Here is a 22670-nt window from a genome sequence, read left to right on the forward strand (position 1 = left end):
GACCCTGGAACACCCGGCACCCGGAGGTGGTTGACCAGGACAGTCGCGATCAGCCCGCCCCACCGGGGGTGGACGTCCCGCGCAGACCGAGAGGACCAGCCATGCAGCACGGCATCCACCCCGAGTACCGCACCGTCGTCTTCCAGGACACCGCGACCGGGGCCACCTTCCGCACCCGCAGCACCGTGCAGACCAGCCGGACCATCGAGCTGGACGGCGAGACGCTGCCGGTCGTCCCGGTCGAGATCAGCGCCTCCTCGCACCCGTTCTGGACCGGCAACCAGCGGGTGCTGGACACCGCCGGCCGGGTCGAGAAGTTCAACCAGCGGTACGGCGCGCGCGCCCGCAGCTGACGCACCGCTCCCCCGACGCCCTCGTCGGCCCACCCGGGCCGGCGGGGGCGTCGTCGTGTCATCGGGCCAGGAGCGCCGGCAACGGGGCCAGGGTGTCGGTGCCCGCCGTTAGGGTCCGGCCGATGAACCTGCCCCCGCCGCCCCCGGCCCGGTTGCCCGACGGCTTCACCGTCGTGCTCGGCCCGGGCGTCGAGCGACGGGAGGGTGGGGCGGCGCTGCTCGGCGGTTCCCCGGCCCGGCTGCTCCGGCTGGCCCCCGCCGCGCGGGCGCTGCTGACCGGCGACCGGCTGGAGGTCACCGACGCCCGCAGCGCCGCACTGGCGGCCCGGCTGCTCGACGCGGGCATCGCGGCGCCCGAGGTGGTGGCCGCGCTCGAGGTGCCGGCGGTGCCGCTGCCCGACGTCACGGTGGTCGTCCCGGTCAAGGACCGGACCGGGGGGCTGGCCCGGTTGCTGGCCGCCCTGCGCGCCGACCCCGGCACGGCGGGGTGCCCGGTGGTCGTCGTGGACGACGGCTCGGCCGACCCCGCTGCGGTGGCCGCGGCGGTCGCCGGGACGCGGCTGATCCGGCACGAGCGCCCCCGCGGCCCGGCCGCCGCCCGCAACGCCGGCCTGCGGGTGGCCGGCACGGAGGCGGTGGCGTTCGTCGACTCCGACTGCGTGCCCGAGCCCGGCTGGCTGGGCACGCTCGCCGGGCACCTGGCCGATCCGCGGCTGGCCCTGGTCGCGCCGCGGATCACCGCGCTGGACCCCGCGCAGCCCGGCTGGGTGGCCCGGTACGAGGAGCTGGCCAGCGCACTGGACATGGGCCCGGCCGCGGCCGCGGTCGCCCCGGGCGCCGGGGTCTCCTACGTGCCCAGCGCGGCGCTGCTGGCCCGGCGGACGGCGCTGGGCGCGGGCTTCGACGAGGCGATGCCGGTCGCCGAGGACGTCGACCTGGTGTGGCGGCTGACCGGGGCGGGCTGGCGGGTGCGCTACGAGCCGGCCGCCCGGGTCGCCCACGACCACCGGGTCGAGCTGCGCGACTGGCTGCGGCGCCGGGCCTTCTACGGCACCGGCGCGGCGCTGCTCGCCCAGCGGCACGGCGCCGCGGTCGCCCCGCTGGTGATCTCGCCCTGGTCACTGGCGGCCTGGGTGCTCCCGGTGCTCGGTGGCCGGCTGGGGCTGCTGGGCAGCGTCGGCGTGCTGGGCCGGGCCAGCGTGCTGCTCGCCCGGCGGGTGGCCGCACCCGGCCAGCCGCCGCCGATCGGCTGGGCGGCCGGCCTGGTGCTGCGCGGGACGGCGTCCTCCGGCCGGGCGCTGGCCCGCACCGTGACCCGGCACCACTGGCCGCTGACCGTGGCCGCGGCGGTCGTCTCCCGCCGGGCCCGGCGGACGGTCGCCGCGGTCGCGGTCGCCGACGCGGTGGTCGGCTGGTGGCCGCGCCGCCGGGAGATCGACCTGCCCGCCTTCGCGGCCGGCCGCCGGCTGGAGGACCTGGCCTACGGGGCCGGGCTCTGGTGGGGGGTGCTGCGGGCCCGCGACGTCCGTGCGCTGCTGCCGGCCGCGCCGGCGCCGGTCCCCCCGCGGGGGTGACAGCGGGGTGACGTGCGACTGAACACTGCCTCCGGAAGGAATGCAGTTGCATCGTGCAGCCTTGTCGCCGAGGAACTGCGAACGTGGCCAGCGTCGGTCCCGCGGGAGCACAGCACCGACCGGGGGGACCCCATGACCGCCACACAGCACTCCGCACCAGCGGGCCTCACCGCGCCCGACCGGACCGCGCCCGACCGGGCCGCGCCCGACCGGGCCGCCGGCGCCCCGGTCGACGTCCCCGGGCAGCCCGACCCGCGGGTGGAGAAGCCGAAGACCGCCCGGCTCGCGCTGACCCTGGGCGCGTTCGTCGCCCTCGGCCCGCTGACCATCGACATGTACCTGCCGGCCCTGCCGACGATCGCCACCGACCTGGAGACCACGTCCGCGGCCGTGCAGCTCACGCTCACCGGCACGCTGATCGGCCTCGCGCTCGGCCAGCTCGTGCTCGGCCCGCTGTCCGACCGGTTCGGCCGTCGCCGTCCGCTGCTGGCCGGCACCGCGGTGCACGTGGTCGCCTCGCTGCTCGTGCTGCTCGCGCCGAACATCGCCGTCCTGGGTGCCTTGCGGGTGCTGCAGGGCATGGGCACCGCGGCGGGGGCGGTGATCGCGATCGCCGTCGTCCGCGACCTGTTCGTCGGCCGGGCGGCGGCGACCATGCTGTCCCGGCTGTTCCTGGTGCTCGGGGCTGCGCCGGTGCTGGCGCCCACCATCGGTGGGGAGGTGCTGCGCTTCACCTCCTGGCGCGGGGTCTTCCTGATCCTCGCCCTCTACGGCGTGGCGCTGCTGGCCATCGGCTGGTTCCTCATCCGGGAGACCCTGCCGCCCGAGCGGCGCAGCACCGAGGGGGTCGGCGGCACCCTGCGCGGCTACCGGTCGCTGTTCGGTGACCGCGCCTACGTCGGCCTGGTGCTGGTCGCCGGCCTGACCATGGCGGGCCTGTTCGCCTACGTCTCCGGCTCCTCCTTCGTCTACCAGCGCCAGTTCGGCCTCGACGAGCAGCAGTTCGGGCTGCTCTTCGGTGCCGGCGCGGTCTGGCTGATCGCCGCCACCCAGCTCAACCCGCTGCTGCTGCGCTGGTTCTCCCCGGCGCAGGTGCTGGTCGCCGGCACCATCGCGGGCGCGGTCTCCGGGCTGACCCTCACGGTGCTCGCGGCCACCGAGACCGGTGGTCTGTTCGCCGTCGCGATCCCGCTCTGGGGAGTGCTGTTCGCCTGCGGTCTAGCGTTGCCCAACGCCCCGGCGCTCGCCCTCTCCCGGCACGGCGAGGCAGCGGGCACCGCAGCCGCGCTGCTCGGTGCCGTGCAGTTCGGCGTCGGTGCCGCGGTCTCGCCGCTGGTCGGCCTGCTGGGCAACGACGCGGTGGCGATGGGCGCGGTGATCGTGGGGTCGCTGTCGCTGGCGATCGTCGTCCTGGTGGTCGTCGTCCGGCCGTGGGAGCTCGAGGAGCCCGACCCCGAGCTGGCCGCCGTCGCCGCGCACTGAGCGGCGACCCGGTCAGCCGATGACGACGGCGCCGGTCGTGCCCACCTGCACCAGTCGGGTCACCCCGGTGCTGGCGCTGGTCACCTGCTCCTCGAACCAGAAGACGTAGGGCTCGCCGGGGGTCAGCCCGTCGACCGTGACGGTCATCGGCTGGCAGCCCTCGACCTGGGCGACGGCCTGCACCACCGGCGGGGGCTGCTGCCCACCGACCATGCGCTGGCTGACCGCCTGCACCCGGTAGCCGACCACCTCGGGCCGGTCGTCCGACATCCAGTCCAGCGTCGCCGACCCGGGCCCGGGGACGACGCCGGGCACGATCCGGCGGGGCGTGGTGCCGGCGCCACCGCAACCGTCGGGCTGCAACTTGTACACCGGCGCTCTGCCGATCGACGCGTTCGGCATGATCGAGATCCGCCCCGGCCGCGGCGGCTGGGGGACCACCAGCCCGCCGTCGGTCGCGACGCCGGCGCGGGAGGCGGCCTCGGCGCGGGTGGCGGCGACGTCGGCGAGGGTGCCCACGCCCTGCGCCTCCGCGAGGACCGGCGCCTCCACGGGCGCTGGGGCAGGGACGGCGGCGGGCACCTGGACCACTCGTGAGTCCGTCGCGGTGAGGTCGACCACCACCGGGGTGAGCTGCGGGGCGAGCACGACCGCGCCGACGGTCACCGCCAACAGCGGGACCAGCCAGCGGGTGTGGTCCCGGCGCCGCCGGACAGGGGCGCGCCGCCGGGCCACGGGACGGCTGCCCGTGGTGCGTCGTCTCTGCTCGGCCATGACAGCTCCCTCCCGGTGCTCAGGGGAGCATCGGCACGGAGGGGCCCCGGCTCGCGCCGAACCACCCGAACGGGTCGCGACGACGGCGGGAATGGTGGCGGTGGGCGACGTCTTGGGGCAGCTGTGAGCGCACCCCCCGCCGTCTCGACGACGCCGGCCCCCACCGCACCCTCCACCCGCACGGCGGTGCTGGCGATCGTCGCCCTCGCGCTCGGCGGGTTCGCCATCGGCACCACCGAGTTCGTGACCATGGGGCTGCTCCCGGAGATCGCCCGCGGCGTGGACGCGACCATCCCCGAGGCCGGGCACGTCATCTCCGCCTACGCCCTCGGGGTCGTCGTCGGCGCCCCGGTGCTCGCCGCGCTGGGTGCCCGGCTGCCACGCCGGCGCCTGGCGATGGGGCTGATGGTGGCGTTCGTCGTCGGCAACACCCTCAGCGCGCTGGCCCCCGGCTACGGCTCCCTGGTGCTCTCCCGCTTCGTCGCCGGCCTGCCGCACGGCGCCTACTTCGGCGTCGCCTCGCTGATCGCCGCGTCCTTGGTGCCGGCCCACCTGCGCGGCCGCGCGGTCAGCTCGGTGATGCTCGGGCTGGCGGCCGCCAACGTCGCCGGGGTGCCCGCCGCGACCTGGCTGGGCCAGCAGCTGGGCTGGCGCTCGGCCTACTGGGCGGTCGTGGTCATCGGCGCGCTGACGTTGCTGGCCGTGCTCACCGTCGTCCCCTCGGTGCCTGGGCGCTCGGAGGCGACGATCCGCACCGAGCTGGGTGCCCTGCGCCGTCCCCAGGTGATCCTGACCCTGCTGGTCGCCACCGTCGGGTTCGGCGGCATGTTCGCCATGTACAGCTACATCGCGCCGATCGTCACCGAGGTGGCCGGGAGGTCGGCCGGCTTCGTGCCGGTCGTGCTGCTGGCCTTCGGGGTGGGGGGCGTCCTCGGGACGGTGCTGGGCGGGCGGCTCGCCGACCGGGCGCTGTTCCGCTCGCTGGTCGGGGCGACGGTCGCCACCGGCGTGCTGCTCGGCGTCATGGCCGTGGCCGCAGGCAACGCCCTGGCGCTGATCGTCACGGTGTTCACCATCGCCGCGGCCGCCTCCACGATGGTCGTGCTCCTCCAGCTGCGGCTGATGGAGGTAGCCGGTGAGGCGCAGATGCTCGGCGCCGCGCTGAACCACTCGGCGCTCAACGCCGCCAACGCCCTGGGCGCCTGGCTGGGTGGTCTGGTCATCGCCGCCGGCCTGGGCTACCGGGCACCGAGCGTGGTCGGTGCCGGCCTCGCCGTCCTGGGGCTGGGCTTCCTGGCCGCGTCGGCCCTGCTGCGGCGCCGGGAGCTGCGCGCACCCTGATCCGGCCGAGCCGTGGCCGACCTGCTGGCGCCATCCCGTGACAGCGGTCACGATGGGGTGACCATGACCCTCAGCCCCGGGGACCCCGAGCCGTGCCGGCCGGAGAACCCGTGGCTGGCGCTCCCCGACGGAGGGCCCAGCCCGGTGCTGGCCCGGCGACTGCGGGCCGCGCACGAGTCGCTGGTCAGCCAGGTCCCCGGCGACGCGCCGACCGCCGGCCACGTGCGCTCGGTGGTGTGGGACTCCTGGCGACGGTCACAGGACAGCGGCGTCGACCCCGACGGGGCGGCCCCGCCGGTCGACCTGCTGGACGACGACCTGCTCTCCTACCGGGCCGCCCACCCGCTGGCGGCGGTCATGCCGGTGATCCGCCGGCTGCTGGTGGCCGACGCCGAGGTCGACCGGATGATCGTGGCGGTCACCGATGCCGCCGGCCGGATGCTGTGGGTCGAGGGCGACGCGCGGCTGCGGGACCGGGCCGCCGGCATGCACTTCGTCGAGGGTGCCTCGTGGGGCGAGGACGTCGCCGGCACCAACGCCCCGGGCACGGCGCTGGCGCTGGACCACGCCGTGCAGATCTACGGGGGCGAGCACTTCCGACGACCGGTCCAGCCCTGGAGCTGCTCGGCGGCGCCGGTGCACGACCCGAACACCGGCGCCCTGCTCGGGGCCATCGACGTCACCGGTGGCGACCACGTGGCGAGCCCGCACGTGCTCACCCTCGTCCGGGCCACCGCGGCGGCGGCCGAGGCCGAGCTCCGGTGGCTGGCCCGGCACCACCCCGCGGCGGCCGGCCCCCGGCCCGCGACCGTGCGGCTGGAGGTGCTGGGCCGGGACCGGGCCCGGTTGACCACGTCGACGACCGCGCAGGAGCTGTCGCTGCGGCACTCGGAGCTCCTGGTGCTGCTCGCCGAGGCGGCCGCCCGGGGCGAGGGGCGGACGGCCGAGCAGCTGGCCGCGGAGTGCCACGACGGTGCCGCGGCGACGGTCACCGTGCGGGCCGAGCTCTCCCGGCTGCGCCGGCTCGTGGGCGGTGACGTGGTCGGGTCCCGGCCGTACCGGCTGCTCGGACCGGTGCGCACCGACGTCGAGGAGGTGCGCACCCAGCTCGCCCTCGGCGCTCCGGCCGCCGCGCTGGACCGGTACCGCGGCCCGCTGCTCCCCGGTTCCCGGGCTCCGGGCGTGCAGGTGGCCCGCGCCCGGTTGGCCGACGACCTGCGGGGCGCCGTGCTGGCCGCCGGCCGACCGGACCTCCTCCTGCGGTACAGCGAACGGCCCGAGGCAGCCGAGGACCTGGCGGTCTGGCAGGCCTGCCTGGCGCTCCTGCCGCCCGGGGGACGGCGGAGCGCTGCCGCCGTCCAGGTGCAGCGGCTGCGCGCGGGCGTGCGCAGCGCCGCCCGCCGCTGAGCCCCCGCGGCGTCGGCGGCTGCAACGAGGTGCAACGTTGCCGGACGGCGGCCGGTGGCCCCACATCCGCCTGTGCTGGCGCTCTGGCGCCGCCGACCGCGTCCCGGCGGGTCCCGTGCGGCGAAGTGAGTGTGGCCTAACTCACGTGTCGGTTGTCACACTGCCGACGGACCCGCGGGACGACCGCGGTGCACAGCCGAAGCAACGATGCGGAGGACACGTGACCCAGATCAACGTGCGGGTCGACGGGGCGTCCTACACGGACGACGTCGAGCCACGGACCCTGTTGGTCCACTACCTGAGGGAACAGCTCGGCAAGGTCGGCACGGTCGTCGGGTGCGACACCAGCAACTGCGGCGCCTGCACCGTGCACCTGGACGGGCAGGCGGTGAAGTCCTGCACGGTGTTCGCCGTGCAGGCCGACGGCTGCCAGGTCACCACGATCGAGGGCGTCGCGACCGGCGAGGGTGAGAGCGCGACCCTGCACCCGGTGCAGCGGGCCTTCCACGAGATGCACGGCCTCCAGTGCGGCTTCTGCACGCCGGGGATGATCATGGCCTCGATCGACCTGCTGAAGGAGAACCCCGACCCCAGCGACGAGGAGGTCCGGGAGGGCATCGAGGGCAACCTCTGCCGCTGCACGGGCTACCAGAACATCGTCCGGGCGGTCCGGCAGGCGGCGGCCGAGATGTCGGGCACGGCCGCTGACGACCCGCAGGCCCAGCCGGCCGCCGTGGACACGGCCGCCACCGAGCACGTGGCGGCCCAGGCATGACCGCCGTCGAGGACCCGACCTCCGCGGTCGACCTGCCGGCGGCGAAGGAGGTCGGCCAGGCGCGTCGCCGCAAGGAGGACGCCCGGCTGATCACCGGCAAGACCACCTGGACCGACAACATGGTGCTGCCCGGGATGCTGCACCTGGCGGTGCTGCGCAGCCCGGTGGCGCACGGCCGGATCACCCACCTGGACGTCAGCGCCGCCAAGGAGCGGCCGAACGTCGTCGCCGTCTACACCGGGGCAGACTTCGCCGAGGAGCAGGGCTCGCTGCCCTGCGCCTGGCCGGTCACCCCGGAGATGGTCAACCCGGGGCACCCGTCGATCGCGGTCGAGCAGGTCAACCACGTGGGCGAGGCGGTCGCGATCGTGGTGGCCCGCAGCCGCACCGCCGCCGCCGACGCCCTCGAGGCGATCGACGTCGACTACGAGCCGCTGCCGGTCGTGCTGGACATGGAGCAGGCCGTGCAGGACGGCTCGCCCCTGGTGCACGACCACACCACGTCGAACACCAGCTACCACTTCGTCTTCGACGCCGGGGACGCCGGCACCGGCGGGGACACCGAGCAGGCGTTCGCCGACGCCGAGGTCACGGTGAGCCGCCGGTTCGTCCAGCAGCGGCTCATCCCGGCGTTCATGGAGCCCCGCTCGGTCGTCGTCCAGCCCTCCGGCGACAGCTACACGATGTGGTCGGCCACCCAGATCCCGCACATCCTGCGGGTGATGGCCGCGATGGTCACCGGCATCCCGGAGCACAAGCTGCGGGTGATCGCCCCCGACGTCGGGGGCGGGTTCGGCGGCAAGCTGCAGGTCAACCCGGAAGAGATCCTCTGCCTGCTGATCGCGCGGCGGCTGGGCAAGCCGGTGAAGTGGACCGAGACCCGCGGTGAGTCGCTGATGACCGCCCACCACGGCCGTGACCAGGTGCAGTTCATCGACGTCGCCGCGGACCGCGACGGCACGGTGCGCGGCCTGCGGGTGCGGCTGCTGGCCGACATGGGCGCCTACCTGCGGCTGATCACCCCCGGCGTCCCGGCGCTGGGCGCGTTCATGTTCCCGGGCATCTACAAGTTCCCGGCCTACCGGTTCGAGTGCGACGGCGTCTTCACCAACAAGGTGCCCACCGACGCCTACCGCGGCGCCGGCCGGCCCGAGGCGACGTTCGCGATCGAGCGGATCATGGACGAGCTCGCCGTCGAGCTCGGCATGGACCCGCTGGAGCTGCGCCGGAAGAACTGGATCAACACCGAGGAGTTCCCGTTCACCACCGTCGCCGGCCTGGAGTACGACTCCGGTGACTACCACCAGGCCACCGAGCAGGCGCTGGAGCTGCTCGGCTACGACGAGCTGCGGGCCGAGCAGAAGCGCCGCCGGGAGTCGAACGACCCGGTCCAGCTGGGCATCGGCTTCTCCACCTTCACCGAGATGTGCGGCCTGGCCCCCTCCCGGGTGCTCGGCTCGCTCGCCTTCGGTGCGGGTGGCTGGGAGCAGGCGTCGATCCGGATGCTGCCCACCGGCAAGGTCGAGGTGGTCACCGGCTCCACACCGCACGGCCAGGGGCACGAGACGGCGTGGAGCCAGATCGTCGCCGACGAGCTGGGCGTGCCGTTCGAGGACGTCGAGGTGCTGCACGGCGACACCGCGATCTCCTCCCGCGGCCTGGACACCTACGGCTCGCGGTCGCTGGTCGTCGGGGGCACCGCGGTGGTGAAGGCCGCGGAGAAGGTGGTGGAGAAGGCCCGGGTGATCGCCGCCCACCTGCTGGAGGCCAACGCCGACGACCTGGAGTTCACCGGCGGGAAGTTCACCGTCCGGGGGACGCCGGGCGCCGGGGTCGGCATCCAGGAGGTCGCCCTGGCGATCTTCGCCGCGCACGACTACCCGGAGGGCATCGAGCCCTCCATCGACGCCGAGGCCACCTTCGACCCGGAGAACTTCTCCTTCCCGCACGGCACGCACATCTGCGCGATGGAGATCGACACCGAGACCGGGTTCGCCAAGATCCGCAAGTACGCCTGCGTCGACGACGTCGGCACGATCGTCAACCCGCTCATCGTGGAGGGACAGGTGCACGGCGGCCTGGCCCAGGGGATCGCCCAGGCGATGTACGAGGAGGCGATCTACGACGCGGAGGGCAACCTGACCACCGGCAGCTTCGTGGACTACCTGGTGCCGGCCGCCTCGGACCTCCCGCACTTCGACACCGGCAACACCGTGCACGTGGCGACCAGCAACCCGCTGGGCGCCAAGGGCGTCGGGGAGGCCGGCTGCATCGCGAGCACCCCGGCGGTGGTCAACGCCGCGCTGGACGCCGTCCGGCACCTCGGCGTCACCGACATCCGGATGCCGCTCACCCCGGAACGGGTGTGGCGGGCGATCCACGCCGGTGGGGACGGCGGCGACCGCGCCGCGCAGGGCAGCAACGCCTACGGCGGTGCCCGCACGACCGAGTCCGGCATCCAGGAGGCAGCGCAGTGATACCCGCACCTTTTGCCTACGCCCGCCCGACGACGGTCGAGGAGGCCCTGCAGGCGATCGCCGACGGCGGGGAGGACGTCAAGGTCCTGGCCGGTGGGCAGTCGCTGATCCCGGTCATGCGGCTGCGGCTAGCCGCACCGGAGACGCTCGTCGACCTGACCCGGGTGGCCGAGCTGCGCGGCGTCCGCGAGGAGGGCGACGAACTGGTCATCGGGGCGATGACCACGCACGCCGACGTCCTCACCGACCCGCTGCTGGCGCAGTACGGCCAGCTGATCGTGCAGGCCACCGAGACCGTGGCCGACCGGCAGGTGCGCCGGCGCGGCACGTTCGGCGGCGCGCTCGCGCACGCCGACCCGGCCGGGGACCTCCCGGCGGTGGCGCTCGCCCTGGACGCGGAGTTCGTCCTCGCCGGGCCGGGCGGGCGGCGCACCGTGCCCGCGGCGGAGTTCTTCGTCGACTACCTCACCACCACCCTCGAGGAGGGGGAGCTGCTGGTCGAGATCCGGGTGCCGAAGCTCGGCGAGGGCTGGGGCGTGCGGTACGAGAAGTTCAACCGGGTGGCCCAGGCCTGGTCGATCGTCGCGGTGGCCGCGGCCGTCCGGCGGGAGGACGGCCGGATCGCCGAGGCCCGGATCGGGCTGACCAACATGGGGCCGACCCCGCTACGGGCGTCGGCCACCGAGGCGGCGCTGGTCGGGGTGGACGTGAGCATGGAGACGGTGACCGCAGCGGCGGCGCAGGCCGCCGAGGGCACCAGCCCCAGCAACGACCTCAACGCCCAGGCCGACTACCGGCAGCACCTGGCCCAGGTGCTCACCCGGCGGGCGGTGGCGGCCGCGGTCGGCCTCTGACGGTGGTGCCGGACCGCTCCGTCACATCGCTGGCGGAGCTGGTCCGGCGCGCCGTCGGCGTCCCACCTGCGGGGACGTCGCCATCGTGATCGGATGTCAGGGGGCAGCGGGGGCGCGGTAGCGTCGCCGTCTCGCCTCGATCACCGCACGACCCGGACGGGCTGTCGCCGACTCGTCGCCTCCCGCCCGGGCTGCCCACACCCGGAGGTCCTGCAGTGCAGCTCGAGAACGCGTTCACCGTGCCGGTGCCGATCGACGAAGCGTGGCGGGTGCTGCTGGACATCGAGCGCATCGCCCCCTGCATGCCGGGCGCCGCCCTGGACTCGGTGACCGGTGACGACTTCACCGGCCGGGTCAAGGTCAAGCTCGGGCCGATCAACCTCACCTACCAGGGCAAGGCGTCCTTCGTGGAGAAGGACGACGAGGCCCACCGTGCGGTCATCGACGCCCGCGGCAAGGACCAGCGCGGCAACGGCACCGCGGCGGCCGTCATCACCGCCACCCTCGCGGCCGAGGGCGACACCACCCGCGTCGACGTCCTGACCGACCTGAACATCACCGGCCGGCCCGCCCAGTTTGGCCGCGGTGTCATGACCGACGTCGGCAACAAGCTGCTCGGCCAGTTCGCCGACAAGCTCTCGGCCCAGCTGGCCAGTGGCGACGCCGAGGGCGACGCCACCCGGGCCGCGGCCGCCGTGGGCTCGCAGGAGCCGACCGTCGCGGGGAAGGCCACCGCCGCTGCGGCCAAGGGTGCTGCGACCACCGCGGGCGTGGTGGAGGAGGCCGCGGCGAGCGTCGAGGGCGTCGCCGGCGACACCCCGGCGGCCGGCGCGGCCAAGAAGGCCGGCGCCGCGGCGAAGAAGACCGCCGCCGCGGCGGCGGACAAGGCAGCCTCTGCAGAGCAGTCAGCCACGCCGGCGAAGAAGGCCGCTCCCGCCGCGAGCGCGCCGGCCAAGGCGCCGGTGCCCGACCCGCTGGCCCCGCCGGCGAAGAGCACCCCGACTGCTGCCGACACCGCCCCAGCGGCCGGTGACTCGGCCCCGGCTGCCGGCGACACCACCCCGGCCACCGGAGACGCAGCGCCGTTCTCCGGTACCGGGACGGTCGAGGACCAGGCGCCCGACGCCGAGCCCGCCTCGACTACGGCGTCCGACGCCGCCGTCGGTGGCCCGCGCAAGGCGCCGAGCAAGCCCCCGGCCGGCACCACCGCCCCGCCGAACCGCCCGGCCGGCGGGGGCCCCGCGCGCAGCACCCCGAGCGCACCGCAGCGGACGCTGACCCCGGCCGAGCCGGAGCCGATCGACCTGCTCGAGGTGGCCGGTGGCGCGGCGTTCACCCGGTACGCCGCACCGGCGGCCGGGGTGACGGTCCTGGCGCTGCTGATCGCCCTGCTGGTGCGCCGCCGCCGGCGCTGACCGCACCCGGGCGTGAGCCCGGACGGGGAGCACGCTGCGGCCGCTTGTGCTCTGCTCACTCCTGGTGAGCAGAGCACAAGCGCTCGGGGTGCTTCCCTCCCGGCCGGGCAGGCGTCAGCTGACCGGGTCCGAGCTGACGGGACCGTGTGGAGAGGGCGTCTGGCGGGAGTGGTCCCACGGCTGCCCGGTCAGCCAGTCCGCGACGGCAGCAGCGACCAGGTCAGGGTCCTTCCTCAGCGCGTGGTCGCCCGGAACGGCCCGGACCTCCCCCGGGTGGCCGGCCAGCGCCGTGACCACCTCCGCGGGGCGGCCGAACGCGTCGGTGGCGCCCTGCACCACCAGCAGCGGGACGGCGACCTGGTGCAGCTCCGCCGCGCGGCTCTTCTCCGGCCTGCCCGGCGGGTGCAGCGGGAAGGCCAGGGCCAGCACGGCGGCGGCCCCCTGCGCCGTCGCCGTCCGGCAGGCCACCCGGGCGCCGGCGCTGCGTCCGCCCAGCACCAGCGGGCCGGTCAGCAGGCCGTCGGCGCGCAGGGTGCCGAGCACCGCCGTCCAGCCCTCGTCCAGCCGGGCCGGGGCCGGGGCGATCCGCTTGCCGGCCACCACCCAGGGCTGGTCGACGCGGAGCACCCGCCAGCCGGCCGCACCGGCGGCGGCGGTGACGGCCAGCAGGTCGGTGGAGCCGGACCCGCCGCCGGCGCCGTGACCCAGCACCAGGGTGCCGCGAGCGTCGCCCGCGGGCTCCGCGCGGTGCACATGGGCCGGGCCGAACGGGGTGGGGACCTCCCCGGTGGTCACGCCGGGGGCAGGGCGAGCAGCCCCTCGACCACCTCGACCAGCGACCCGCCCTGCACGTGCGGCGGCGCGTAGACGTCGGCGAACACCTTCTCCGACCGGCCGGAGGTGAAGCCGGTGGTGAGCCCGGCCCGCCCGGCGCCGAGCACGTCCCAGGAGTGCGCCGCGACGAGCGCCATCCGTTCCGGTGCCACGCCGCAGACGCCGGCCGCCCACAGGTAGGCCTCCCGGTTGGGCTTCCACGCGCGGATCGACTCCGAGGTCAGTGTCCGTTCGACCAGCGCGGACACCCCGCCGCGGGTCAGGCCCGCCTCGGCCACCCCGGGCGACCCGTGGCTCAGCGTCACCACCCGGACCCCGGCCGCGGTGAGCAGGCGGAGAGCGGGTTCGACGTCCGGGTGGGGGGACAGCTCCATGAAGGAGCCGGCCACCGCGGCGCAGGCGTCGGCCGGCAACCCGGTCACCTGGGCGACCGAGGTCTCGAAGGCGGCCCGGAAGGGGAACCAGGTGCCGGCTGTGGTGGCGGCGAACCCGGTCAGCAGGGCGCGGGAGAAGACGGCGGAGAGCAGGTCGGCCGACTGGCCCTGTTCGGCCAGGGCCGCCCCGAGGGGGCTGATGTCGAGCAGGGTCTCGTTGACGTCGAAGGCGACGACGTCCGGCCGGGTGCGCGGGGTGCTCACGCCTGGTCCCGCTCGTCGACGGGCAGGTCGGCACCGGCCGTGGGTGGTCGCCGGAACTGCCCGGTCACCTTCTTGTAGACGAACCAGGCCACTGCGGCGACGACCGCCACGACCACGACGTAGTCCAGGTACTGGAGGTTGGCCTGCACGAAGTCGCCCGCGGCGACGCCCAGGCCGATGAGCAGGCTGTTCCACAGCAGGCTGCCGGCGGCGGTGAAGAGCAGGAACTGCGGCATCGGCATCTTGACGACGCCGGCCGGGACCGAGACGAAGCTGCGCACGATCGGCACCATCCGGCCGAAGAAGACCGCGGCGCGGCCGTGCCGGGCGAACCACTCGAAGGACCGGTCCACGTCGGCGGTCTCGACCAGCGGCAGCCGGTCGAGGAAGGCGTGCGACCGGCGGGGACCGAACAGCCGGCCCACCCAGTAGAGGACCAGCGCCCCGAGCACCGAGCCGACGGTGGCCCAGATGATGACCGGCACGAGGGACATCCGCCCGTCGTTGATCAGCACCCCCGCGGCCCCGAGCACGACCTCGCTGGGGATCGGCGGGACGACCGTCTCGATCAGGATGGTCAGGCCGACGCCCACCGCCCCGAGCCGGTCGATGAGGTCGAGCAGGAAGCCGGTGATACCGCCTTCGTCGGATGCAGCGGCGGCGAGGACGGACATGGCTCCACGGTATCGGCGGCGCCTGTGCGCCGCCCTGCTGCCGGGCCGGGGCGACCGTAGGGTCTGCGCTCATGGTGCACCGCTTCACCGCTCGCGCCGTCGTGGTCGGGGACCGCGCCGGCACCGTCGTCCCGGATGCCGTGCTGGACGTCGAGGACGGTCTGATCAGCTGGGTCGGGCCGGCGGCCGAGGCCCCGCCGGCCGGGGACGCCGAGGTCACCGCGCTGCGCGGCGTGCTCACGCCCGGCATGGTCAACACCCACTCGCACGCGCCGATGGTGCTGTTCCGCGGCCAGGGCGAGGGGCTGCCGCTGGACCGGTGGCTGAACGAGGTGATGTGGCCGCGCGAGGCCCGGCTCACCCCCGAGGACGTCGAGGTGGCGATGACCGCCGCGTCGGCGGAGATGCTGCGGCACGGGGTGACCACCAGCGTGGAGATGTACTTCCACCCCGACCGGATGGCCGCGGCGGTGCGGCGCACCGGCGCCCGTGGCGTCATCACCCACCCGCTGATCGGGCTGCCCGGGTTCGGCACGTTCGACGCGCAGCTCGCCCGCGCCACGGACTCCGCCGGCACCGGGGACGAGCAGGTCGAGTGGGGCATCGGCCCGCACTCGGCCTACACGGTGCCGCTGCCGGTGCTCACCCAGGCGGCCGAGGTGGCACGCGAGCACGGCCTGCTGCTGACCACCCACGTCGCCGAGACCGCCACCGAGGGCGCGGGCCTGCTGGCCCAGCACGGCCTGAGCGTGCCGCAGCTGCTCGCCGCGCACGACGTGCTCGGTGGCCGGGTGCTGGCCGCCCACTGCGTGCACATGGACGACGGCGACCTGGAGCTCTGGCGGGAGTACGACGTCGCCGTCGCGCACTGCCCGAGCAGCAACACCAAGCTGGCCAGCGGCACCGCCCGGCTGCGGGACATGCTCGATCTCGGCATCCGGGTGGGCATGGGCACCGACGGCCCGGCGTCCAACGACAACCTCGACCTGTTCGAGGACCTCCGGCTCGCTGCCCAGCTGGCCCGGCTGCGCGAGGGGGACGCCACCGCGCTCACCGCCCCGGAGGCGTTCTGGCTGGCCACCGGTGGGGCGGCCGCGGCGATCGGCCGCGACGACCTCGGCCAGCTGACCGCCGGACGGCGCGCGGACCTGGTGCACGTGGACACCGAGGACATCGCCTTCGTGCCGGTCGGCGAGATCACCGACCTGCTGACCCACCTGGTCTGGTCGGTGGGCTCCCGGCACGTGCGCGACACCTGGGTCGCCGGCCGCCAGGTGCTGGCCGACGGCGTGTCCACGACGGTCGACGAAGCCGAGCTGCGCGCCGACGTCCAGACCCGCGCGATGCGCCTCGCGGGGCGCTGATGCCGCGGGGCACTGTGCGCTGACTGCCCGTTCCAGCGGCGGAACGGGCACGGAGCGCACAGTGCCCGGCGCCGTCCACAGGGCGTCGGCGGCGCCGGCGTGGCCGCGGCACGCTCACGCTCCGTGGTGGTCGACCTGCGTGCGCTCCTCGGACCCGACGGCGTCGCGTGCATCGCCGACCTGGCCGGGCGCAGCGGCTCGACCAGCGTCTCCCGGTGGATCGCCGGCGGACGGCTGCTGCGGCCGCTGCCGCACGTCGTCGTCCTGCCGGAGTGCGCGGGGCGCTGGCGCACCCGGGCGCTGGCCGCGACCCTGTCCACCGGCGGGGTGCTCAGCCACGCGTCAGCGCTGACGGCGCACGGGCTGGCGCCGGAGGTCGACCGGGTGCACGTGTCGATCGACGCGCGGCGCCGGGCCCCCGCCCGGACGCGCCTGCTGACGGTGCACCGGGTGACCGGGCTGTCCGCCCTCCGGGTCGACGGGCTGCCGGTCAGCCCCCTGGCCCGGGCGCTGGTGGACGCCTGGGGTCAGGCACACGGCGGACGGCGAGGCGCACGGGACCGGGACGTCGCCCGGGCGGGGGTGATCACCGCGGTCCGTGAGCGGCGGGTCACGGCGCCGGTGCTGCACGGGCAGCTGGCCCGTCGGCCGCAGCTGCCCGGTCGGGCGGCGCTGGTCGAGCTGGTCGGGCAGGTGGCCGGCGGGTCGCACAGCGAGCTGGAGATCTGGGGCATGGCCCACGTGCTCGACGTCCCCGGACTCCCACCGTGCGTGCAGCAGCACCGCGTGCAGCTGCCCCGGGGCGTGGTGTTCCTGGACGCCGCCTGGCCGGAGCTGATGCTCGCGGTGGAGCTCGACGGTGCGGCGTTCCACGGCAGCCGGGAGGCGCGGGAACGCGACCTGCGGCGGGACGCGGCACTGGCCGCGCTCGGCTGGCTGGTGCTGCGCTTCAGCTACGCGCGGCTGACCCGCGAGCCGGCTGCCTGCCAACGGGAGATCGCCGCCGCCCACGCGTGCCGCCGAGACCTGTTCCGCCGCTGACCCGAGACGTGCCCGGGAGCACTGTGCGCCCCGTGCCCGGTCGGGTGCCGAACCGGGCAGCAGCCGCACAGTGCCCGCCCGTAGCGGCCGCCCGTAGCGGCCGCCCGGAGCGGCCGGTGGAGCGGCCGGTGGGCCCGTCGTGTCCCGGCTACCGTTGGCCGGCGAGGCGCCGACGGCGCGCGTGAGGGGAGGCTGCGATGACGCTGCTCGGACGACTGCGGGGCATCGCCGCCCGCACCCGGCCGGTGCACCCGGAGACGGCGCGGGCGCTGGCCGAACGCTGGGCGGCGCTGCCGGCGCACGTGCAGACGCCGGCGCAGAGCCTGGGCCGGCACGCGGTCGGCTGCGAGGGCACCCACGGCGTGTTCCCGAAGTGCAACCTGACCTGCACGCCCTGCTACCACTCCGCCGACGCCAACAAGGTGCGGGTCGACGGGCAGCACACCGTCGACCAGGTCGAGCAGCAGATGGCCTACCTGAAGCAGCGGCGCGGCCCCTACGCCCACGCCCAGCTGATCGGCGGCGAGGTGAGCCTGCTGCCGCCGGACGACCACGCCGCGGCGCTGCAGGCCATGCGGGCGCACGGGCGGTCGCCGATGTCGATGACCCACGGTGACTTCGACCCCGAGTACCTGCGCGCGCTGGTCACCGACGGCGACGGGCGGCTGCGGTTCGACCGGGTGAGCTTCGCGGCGCACTTCGACATGCTGATGCGCGGCCGCCGCGGCGCGGTCAAGCCCCGGTCGGAGGCCGAGCTGCACCCGTTCCGCGAGCGGTTCGTGCAGATGTTCCGCGACCTGCGCGCCGAGACGGGCCTGCAGTACTACCTGGCGCACAACATGACGGTCACCCCGGCCAACCTGGACCAGGTGGCCGAGACGGTGCGCGCGGTGCTGCCGATGGGCTTCTCGATGATGAGCTTCCAGCCGGCCGCGCACGTCGGGGACGACCGTCGGTGGAAGGAGTCCTACACCGCGGTCGACGTCGACGCGGTCTGGGCGCAGCTGGAGCAGGCGCTGGGCCACCGGGTGCCGCACGAGGGGATCGAGTTCGGCGACCCGCGCTGCAACCGGGTCGCGTTCGGCTTCCTGGTCGCCGGTCGCTGGCACGGGGTGATCGACCCGGACGACGCCCACGACCGCGCGGCCCGCGACCGCTTCTTCGCGCACTTCGGCGGCGTGGCCTTCGGCGGCACGGCCCCGCTGCCGCTGGTCGGCAAGCTGCTCCGGGTGCTGCGCCGGCACCCCGCCGACCTGCCGGTCGCGCTGGGCTGGGCGCGGCGCACGGCGCGCCGGGCCGGTGGGGCCCGCGCGCTGGTGCGGGCCGCCCGGAGCGGTGCCCTGGGCCTCATGACGTTCGAGGTGCACAGCTTCATGGACGCCGCGCAGGTCGGCCCGGCCTGGGAGCTGATGCAGCGCGGGGAGCAGGCCACCGACCCGCAGCTGCGCGCCACCCAGGAGCGGCTCGCCGCCTGCACCTACTCGATGGCCCACCCGGAGACCGGCGAGCTGGTGCCGGCCTGCGCGCAGCACTCGGTGCTCGACCTGGCGGAGAACGCGCAGCTGCGCACGCTGCTACCGCTGACCGTCGTGGGCTGAGGCGACCTCCCGCGGGTCGGCCAGGGGGACGACGCAGCGGGCACCGAGCGGGATCCGCAGCCCGACCTCCGCGCCGACGACGGCCTCCTGGCCCGGCGGCAGCTCGGCGTCCACGGCGGCCGGCTCGGCTCCGGCCACCTCGACGGTGACCAGGGACCGCAGCCCCCGCCGGCGGACCTGCACCACGGTGCCGCGGGCGTCGGCGTCCGCGGCGGCGACGAGGGTGACCGCCTCCGGGCGGACGACGAGCACCCCCCGGCCCTCCGCGGCAGGTGCCGGGAGCTCGAGGTCGCCGAGTGCGGAGCGGTGCCGGCCGCCGGCGACGGTCCCGGGCACCTCGGTGCGCCCGCCGAGCAGGCGGCTGACCGCCAGCGACCGGGGCCGCGTGTACAGCTCCCGCATCGGCCCCAGCTGCTGCAGCCGGCCGGCGTCGAGCACCGCGACGGTGTCGGCCAGCGCGTCGGCCTCCGCCGGGTCGTGGGTGACCAGCAGCACCGTGGGGGCGAGCCGCAGCCGGAGGTCGGCCAGCAGCTCGTGCATCTCCTGGCGCAGCCCGGTGTCCAGCGCGCTGAACGGCTCGTCCAGCAGCAGCACCCGAGGCTCGGCCGCGAGCGCCCGGGCCAGCGCCACCCGCTGCGCCTGGCCGCCGGACAGCGCCCGCGCCGGCCGGTGGCCGAACCCGCCCAGCTGGACCAGCTCGAGGTACCGCTCGGCGCTCTCCCGCACCTGCCGCCGGGGCAGGCCGCGCACCCGGTCGGCGAAGCCGACGTTGTCCCGCACCGACAGGTGGGGGAACAGCAGCGGGCGCTGGAAGACCATCGCCATCCCGCGCCGCTCCGGGACGACGCCGGCCAGGTCCCGGCCGTCGAGGTGCACGCTGCCCCGGGTCGGGGTGTCCAGCCCGGCGGTCAGCCGCAGCACCGTGCTCTTCCCCGAACCGGACGGGCCCAGCACCGCCACGCACGACCCGGCCGGGACGGCGAGGGTCAGGTCGTCCAGGGCCGGTGCGGCCCCGGCGGTGTGCACCCGGGTGAGCCCGGTCAGCTGCAGCGAGCCGCTCACCGCCGGGCCCGCCGGCCGATCGAGCCGATCACGACGAGCAGTGCGACCGGGGGCAGCACCGCCGACAGCGCCAGCACCGCCACCTGGGCGTCGTTGCCGGTGGCCGAGGCGGCGGCGCCGACCAGCAGCGGCAGGGTGACCAGCCGGCCACCGCCGACGAGCAGGGTCACGACGTAGTCGCTCCACCCGACCAGGAACGCCAGGAACGCCGCGCCCGCGATCGCCGGGGCCAGCAGCGGCAGCTGCACCGAGCGCACCACCCGCCAGGCGGAGGCGCCGAGCAGCCGGGCCTCCTCGTCGTGGTGCCGGTCGTGGGCGGCGTACGCGGCCCGCATCACCACGGTCGTGTACGGGATCGCCGCCACGGTCAGCAGCAGCACCAGCCCGACCTCGGCAGGCACCCGGAGCCGCAGCAGCAGCACGTCCAGCCCGAGCGCGACGGCGAAGGGCGGCAGCACCAGCGGGGAGAGCAGCACCCCGAACACCAGCCCGGGCGCGCGCAGGGCGCCCGAGGTCAGCGCCCGGCCGGCCAGCGCGCCCAGCGGGGTGGCCAGCAGGGCCACCGCCGTCCCGAGCACCGCCGACCGGACGGCGGCGGGACCGGCGCCGGCGGCCCGGGCCTCGGCCAGCCCGGTCGTCCCCCAGGCCTGGGGCAGCAGGGCCGGCGCCGACCAGCGGTCGGCGGCGGCCCACAGCAGCAGCGGTACCAACGGGAGCACCAGCCAGACGGCGAGCGCGCCGCGCCCCAGTCGGGAGCCGAGCCGGGAGACGAGCACCGGTGCGCTCACTGCTCGGCCGCCAGCCGGCGCAGCGACCGGAGCGCGACCAGCACGGCCACCAGCCCCAGCGCCGACGTGGTGACCGCGACCGCGGCGGCCTGGGGCCGGGCGGCGAGGTCGATGGAGGTGAACAGCCGGACGGCGAGCACCGGCAGCGGCTCCGGTGCGGGGCGGCCCAGCAGGGCGGCGACCTCGTAGGAGCCCAGCGTGTAGACGAAGCTCACCGCCGCGGAGGCGGCCAGCGCCGGGGCGGCCAGCGGGAGGGTGACGTGCCGGAAGCGGGCCCACCGGCCGGCGCCCAGCAGCGCGGCGGTCTCGGTGTAGGAGGCCACCCGGCTGCTGAGCGCCCCGGCGACCACCAGGGCGATGAACGCCGACTCCTTCCAGGCGTACTCGGCACCGACCGCGATCCACCAGCGGCCGCCCACCAGCGCCGGCCAGTCCGCGGGGGCGATGCCCAGCAGTCGGGGCAGGAACCCGGCGTCGGCCAGCAGCAGCCCCATCGCCGCTGCGCCCACGAGGTGCGGGACGGGGATGGTCAGCGAGCTGAGCGTGGCCAGCAGCCGGCTCCGCCGCGCCCCGGCGGTCACGGCCAGCGCCAGGCAGAGCCCGACCACGGTGGCCACCGCCGTCGCCCCGGCCGCGATCGCCAGCGACAGCCGGATCGAGGTGCCCAGCTCCGTGGCCCGCCAGGCGTCCAGGGACAGCTCCGGCCGGCCGACCAGCGGGGTCAGGCCCAGGCTCAGCAGGACGGCGGAGGTCAGGGCGGCACCGACGACGACCACCACCGGCACCACAGCGGGCAGCACCAGCAGGGTCGCGCGGCGGGACCCGGCGCCGGACCGGCCGGCTGCGGTCACCCGGCCGCGACCTCGCGCCGCCAGCCGTCGTCCAGCGGCGTCACCCAGTCGGCCGAGAGCTCCGGGTCCGCGCCGGCGGAGAGCTCCTCGTAGCTGGGCACCACCGGTGACTCGGGCAACGCCTCGAACCCGGCCCGCGCGTCGTCGTCGAGCCGGTCCAGGTCCAGCACGGTGAACTGCCCCCAGACCTCCGGGCGGGCCTTGGCCAGCTGCTGCTCCGGTGAGAGCGCCAGGTCGGCGACGACCATCGCGCCGGCCTGGTCGCCGGAGGTGGACGGGATCGCCAGGAAGCTGGCGTTGCCCAGCGTGCCCTCCTCCAGCGTGAGCACCCGGGTCGTCTCCGGGAAGGTGCCGTCGGCGACCAGGTCGTCCAGCGTCGCCGGGCCGTAGGTCATGGTCATGTCCACCTGGCCGTCGGCGAACAACCGGTCGAGCTCCTGCTGGGTCTGCGGGTAGGTGTCCCCGCCGCGCCACAGCGCGGGCGCCAGCTCGGCCAGCCGGTCGTAGAGCGCCGGGCTCAGCTCGTCGTAGGCCTCGGCCGAGTGCTCCAGCGGCACCTCGTCGACGCCGCCGGACACGCTGTAGAGCACCTGGCGCAGGAACGCCGAGCCGGTGAAGTCCGGCGGGGCCGGGTAGGTGAACCGGCCCGGGTTGGCCTCCGCCCAGTCGAGCACCCCGGCCAGCGTCGTCGGCGGGTCGGGCACCCGTGCGGCGTCGTACACCAGGCTGAACTGGGCCTTGTGCCAGGGCGCCTCGCAGCCGTCGACCGGGGTGCCGAAGTCGCTGGTCAGCAGCGGGTCGTCGGGGTCGGTGCCGGCCATGGCGGGCAGCATCGACGTCCAGTCGCACAGCCAGGCGCCCGCCTGGCGCCCGGTGGCGAAGTTGTCGCCGTTCACCCAGACCAGGTCCACCTCGCCCTCGGTGACGCCGGCCTGCCGCTCGGAGAGGACGCGGTTGACCGCATCGCCGGTGTCGGCGATCGGCACCCGGCGCAGGGTCACGCCCAGCTCGACCGCCGCGGGAGCCAGCACGTCGTCGACGTAGGCGTTGCCCTGCACGTCGCCGCCGTACATCCACAGGTCGACCGTCTGCCCGTCGGCCTCGGCGAGGACGTCGTCCCAGGAGCGGTCCTCCGCCACCGGCGCCGCCGCGTCCGGCGCGGCGCACCCGGTCAGGACGACGACCGGGGCGCACGCTGCGACCAGCGCACGGCCGTACCAGCGGTGGAGCACGGTCACGGGTGGTGCCTCCCTGGCGTCGGTCCGCCCGGCCGGCGGGGTGGCCGCGGCCCCGGGGCTGCGCCAAGATCGTGCCCTACCCGATGGTGCCCCGCCACCGGGTCCACGTGCTGGGCGAGGATCGGAGACC

General features: G+C 75.8%; 20 protein-coding genes. 12 read left to right on the forward strand and 8 right to left on the reverse strand.

The features are described 5' to 3' along the window. Positions 1–101: 101 nt before the first annotated feature. The 3 genes from O2V61_RS11330 (at position 102) to O2V61_RS11340 (ending at position 3409) form a co-directional block, all read left to right on the forward strand. Positions 102–353, forward strand: a complete 252-nt coding sequence (locus tag O2V61_RS11330; RefSeq protein ID WP_269183411.1) for a type B 50S ribosomal protein L31 — start codon at positions 102–104, stop codon at positions 351–353. A 122-nt stretch (positions 354–475) separates the two neighbouring features. Next, on the forward strand, positions 476–1927 hold the full coding sequence (gene mftF, locus O2V61_RS11335; RefSeq protein ID WP_269183412.1) for a mycofactocin biosynthesis glycosyltransferase MftF: 1452 nt from the start codon (positions 476–478) through the stop codon (positions 1925–1927). A 132-nt stretch (positions 1928–2059) separates the two neighbouring features. Further along, on the forward strand, positions 2060–3409 hold the full coding sequence (locus O2V61_RS11340; RefSeq protein ID WP_269183413.1) for a multidrug effflux MFS transporter: 1350 nt from the start codon (positions 2060–2062) through the stop codon (positions 3407–3409). A 12-nt stretch (positions 3410–3421) separates the two neighbouring features. Here the strand turns inward: O2V61_RS11340 and O2V61_RS11345 are convergent, their stop codons facing one another. After that, positions 3422–4183 (reverse strand): hypothetical protein, encoded by a 762-nt coding sequence (locus O2V61_RS11345; RefSeq protein ID WP_269183414.1) that lies wholly within the window; start codon positions 4181–4183, stop codon positions 3422–3424. A gap of 123 nt (positions 4184–4306) precedes the next feature. Between O2V61_RS11345 and O2V61_RS11350 the strand changes: the two genes are divergently transcribed. From O2V61_RS11350 to O2V61_RS11375, 6 genes are all read left to right on the forward strand, one after another. Continuing rightward, the gene (locus O2V61_RS11350; RefSeq protein WP_269183415.1) at positions 4307–5524 is read left to right on the forward strand and encodes an MFS transporter; all 1218 of its coding nucleotides are present in this window, start codon (positions 4307–4309) and stop codon (positions 5522–5524) included. Positions 5525–5587: 63 nt separating this feature from the next. Then, positions 5588–6931: a GAF domain-containing protein gene (locus tag O2V61_RS11355; RefSeq protein WP_269183416.1), complete on the forward strand. Its 1344-nt coding sequence runs from the start codon at positions 5588–5590 to the stop codon at positions 6929–6931. Between the two features lie 220 nt (positions 6932–7151). Beyond that, positions 7152–7706 (forward strand): (2Fe-2S)-binding protein, encoded by a 555-nt coding sequence (locus O2V61_RS11360; protein WP_269183417.1) that lies wholly within the window; start codon positions 7152–7154, stop codon positions 7704–7706. Next, positions 7703–10183: a xanthine dehydrogenase family protein molybdopterin-binding subunit gene (locus O2V61_RS11365; protein WP_269183418.1), complete on the forward strand. Its 2481-nt coding sequence runs from the start codon at positions 7703–7705 to the stop codon at positions 10181–10183. The genes O2V61_RS11360 and O2V61_RS11365 overlap by 4 nt, the downstream gene beginning before the upstream one ends. After that, complete coding sequence (locus O2V61_RS11370; protein ID WP_269183419.1) at positions 10180–11037, forward strand: FAD binding domain-containing protein; 858 nt, start codon at positions 10180–10182, stop codon at positions 11035–11037. Before O2V61_RS11365 ends, O2V61_RS11370 begins: the two co-directional genes overlap by 4 nt. A gap of 215 nt (positions 11038–11252) precedes the next feature. After that, on the forward strand, positions 11253–12452 hold the full coding sequence (locus tag O2V61_RS11375; RefSeq protein WP_269183420.1) for an SRPBCC domain-containing protein: 1200 nt from the start codon (positions 11253–11255) through the stop codon (positions 12450–12452). A gap of 114 nt (positions 12453–12566) precedes the next feature. Here the strand turns inward: O2V61_RS11375 and O2V61_RS11380 are convergent, their stop codons facing one another. Genes O2V61_RS11380 through O2V61_RS11390 form a run of 3 tightly spaced genes read right to left on the reverse strand, consistent with a single transcriptional unit; the run spans position 12567 to position 14598 of the window. Beyond that, positions 12567–13247, reverse strand: coding sequence for an alpha/beta hydrolase family protein (locus tag O2V61_RS11380; RefSeq protein WP_269183421.1), 681 nt, complete (start codon positions 13245–13247; stop codon positions 12567–12569). Then, entirely contained in the window at positions 13244–13924 is a 681-nt protein-coding gene (locus tag O2V61_RS11385; protein ID WP_269183422.1) for an HAD family hydrolase, read from the reverse strand. The genes O2V61_RS11380 and O2V61_RS11385 overlap by 4 nt, the downstream gene beginning before the upstream one ends. Beyond that, complete coding sequence (locus O2V61_RS11390) at positions 13921–14598, reverse strand: DedA family protein (protein ID WP_269183423.1); 678 nt, start codon at positions 14596–14598, stop codon at positions 13921–13923. Before O2V61_RS11390 ends, O2V61_RS11385 begins: the two co-directional genes overlap by 4 nt. A 71-nt stretch (positions 14599–14669) precedes the next feature. Between O2V61_RS11390 and O2V61_RS11395 the strand changes: the two genes are divergently transcribed. The 3 genes from O2V61_RS11395 (at position 14670) to O2V61_RS11405 (ending at position 18601) form a co-directional block, all read left to right on the forward strand. After that, positions 14670–15962, forward strand: a complete 1293-nt coding sequence (locus O2V61_RS11395; protein WP_269183424.1) for an amidohydrolase family protein — start codon at positions 14670–14672, stop codon at positions 15960–15962. A 123-nt stretch (positions 15963–16085) separates the two neighbouring features. After that, positions 16086–17003 (forward strand): DUF559 domain-containing protein, encoded by a 918-nt coding sequence (locus O2V61_RS11400; protein WP_269183425.1) that lies wholly within the window; start codon positions 16086–16088, stop codon positions 17001–17003. Positions 17004–17200: 197 nt separating this feature from the next. Further along, on the forward strand, positions 17201–18601 hold the full coding sequence (locus O2V61_RS11405; protein WP_269183426.1) for a radical SAM protein: 1401 nt from the start codon (positions 17201–17203) through the stop codon (positions 18599–18601). On the opposite strand, the gene O2V61_RS11410 is transcribed toward O2V61_RS11405, so the two are convergent. From O2V61_RS11410 to O2V61_RS11425, 4 genes are read right to left on the reverse strand one after another with little or no spacing between them, the layout of a single operon-like run. After that, entirely contained in the window at positions 18578–19663 is a 1086-nt protein-coding gene (locus tag O2V61_RS11410; RefSeq protein ID WP_269183427.1) for an ABC transporter ATP-binding protein, read from the reverse strand. The genes O2V61_RS11405 and O2V61_RS11410 overlap by 24 nt on opposite strands. After that, a complete protein-coding gene (locus O2V61_RS11415; RefSeq protein WP_269183428.1) occupies positions 19660–20451 on the reverse strand; it encodes an ABC transporter permease in 792 nt (263 codons plus the stop codon). Before O2V61_RS11415 ends, O2V61_RS11410 begins: the two co-directional genes overlap by 4 nt. After that, complete coding sequence (locus O2V61_RS11420; RefSeq protein ID WP_269183429.1) at positions 20448–21302, reverse strand: ABC transporter permease subunit; 855 nt, start codon at positions 21300–21302, stop codon at positions 20448–20450. Before O2V61_RS11420 ends, O2V61_RS11415 begins: the two co-directional genes overlap by 4 nt. Further along, complete coding sequence (locus O2V61_RS11425) at positions 21299–22540, reverse strand: ABC transporter substrate-binding protein (RefSeq protein ID WP_269183430.1); 1242 nt, start codon at positions 22538–22540, stop codon at positions 21299–21301. Before O2V61_RS11425 ends, O2V61_RS11420 begins: the two co-directional genes overlap by 4 nt. Positions 22541–22670 lie beyond the last annotated feature (130 nt).

This window comes from Modestobacter sp. VKM Ac-2985 (genome assembly GCF_026967925.1).
Taxonomy (GTDB): domain Bacteria; phylum Actinomycetota; class Actinomycetes; order Mycobacteriales; family Geodermatophilaceae; genus Modestobacter.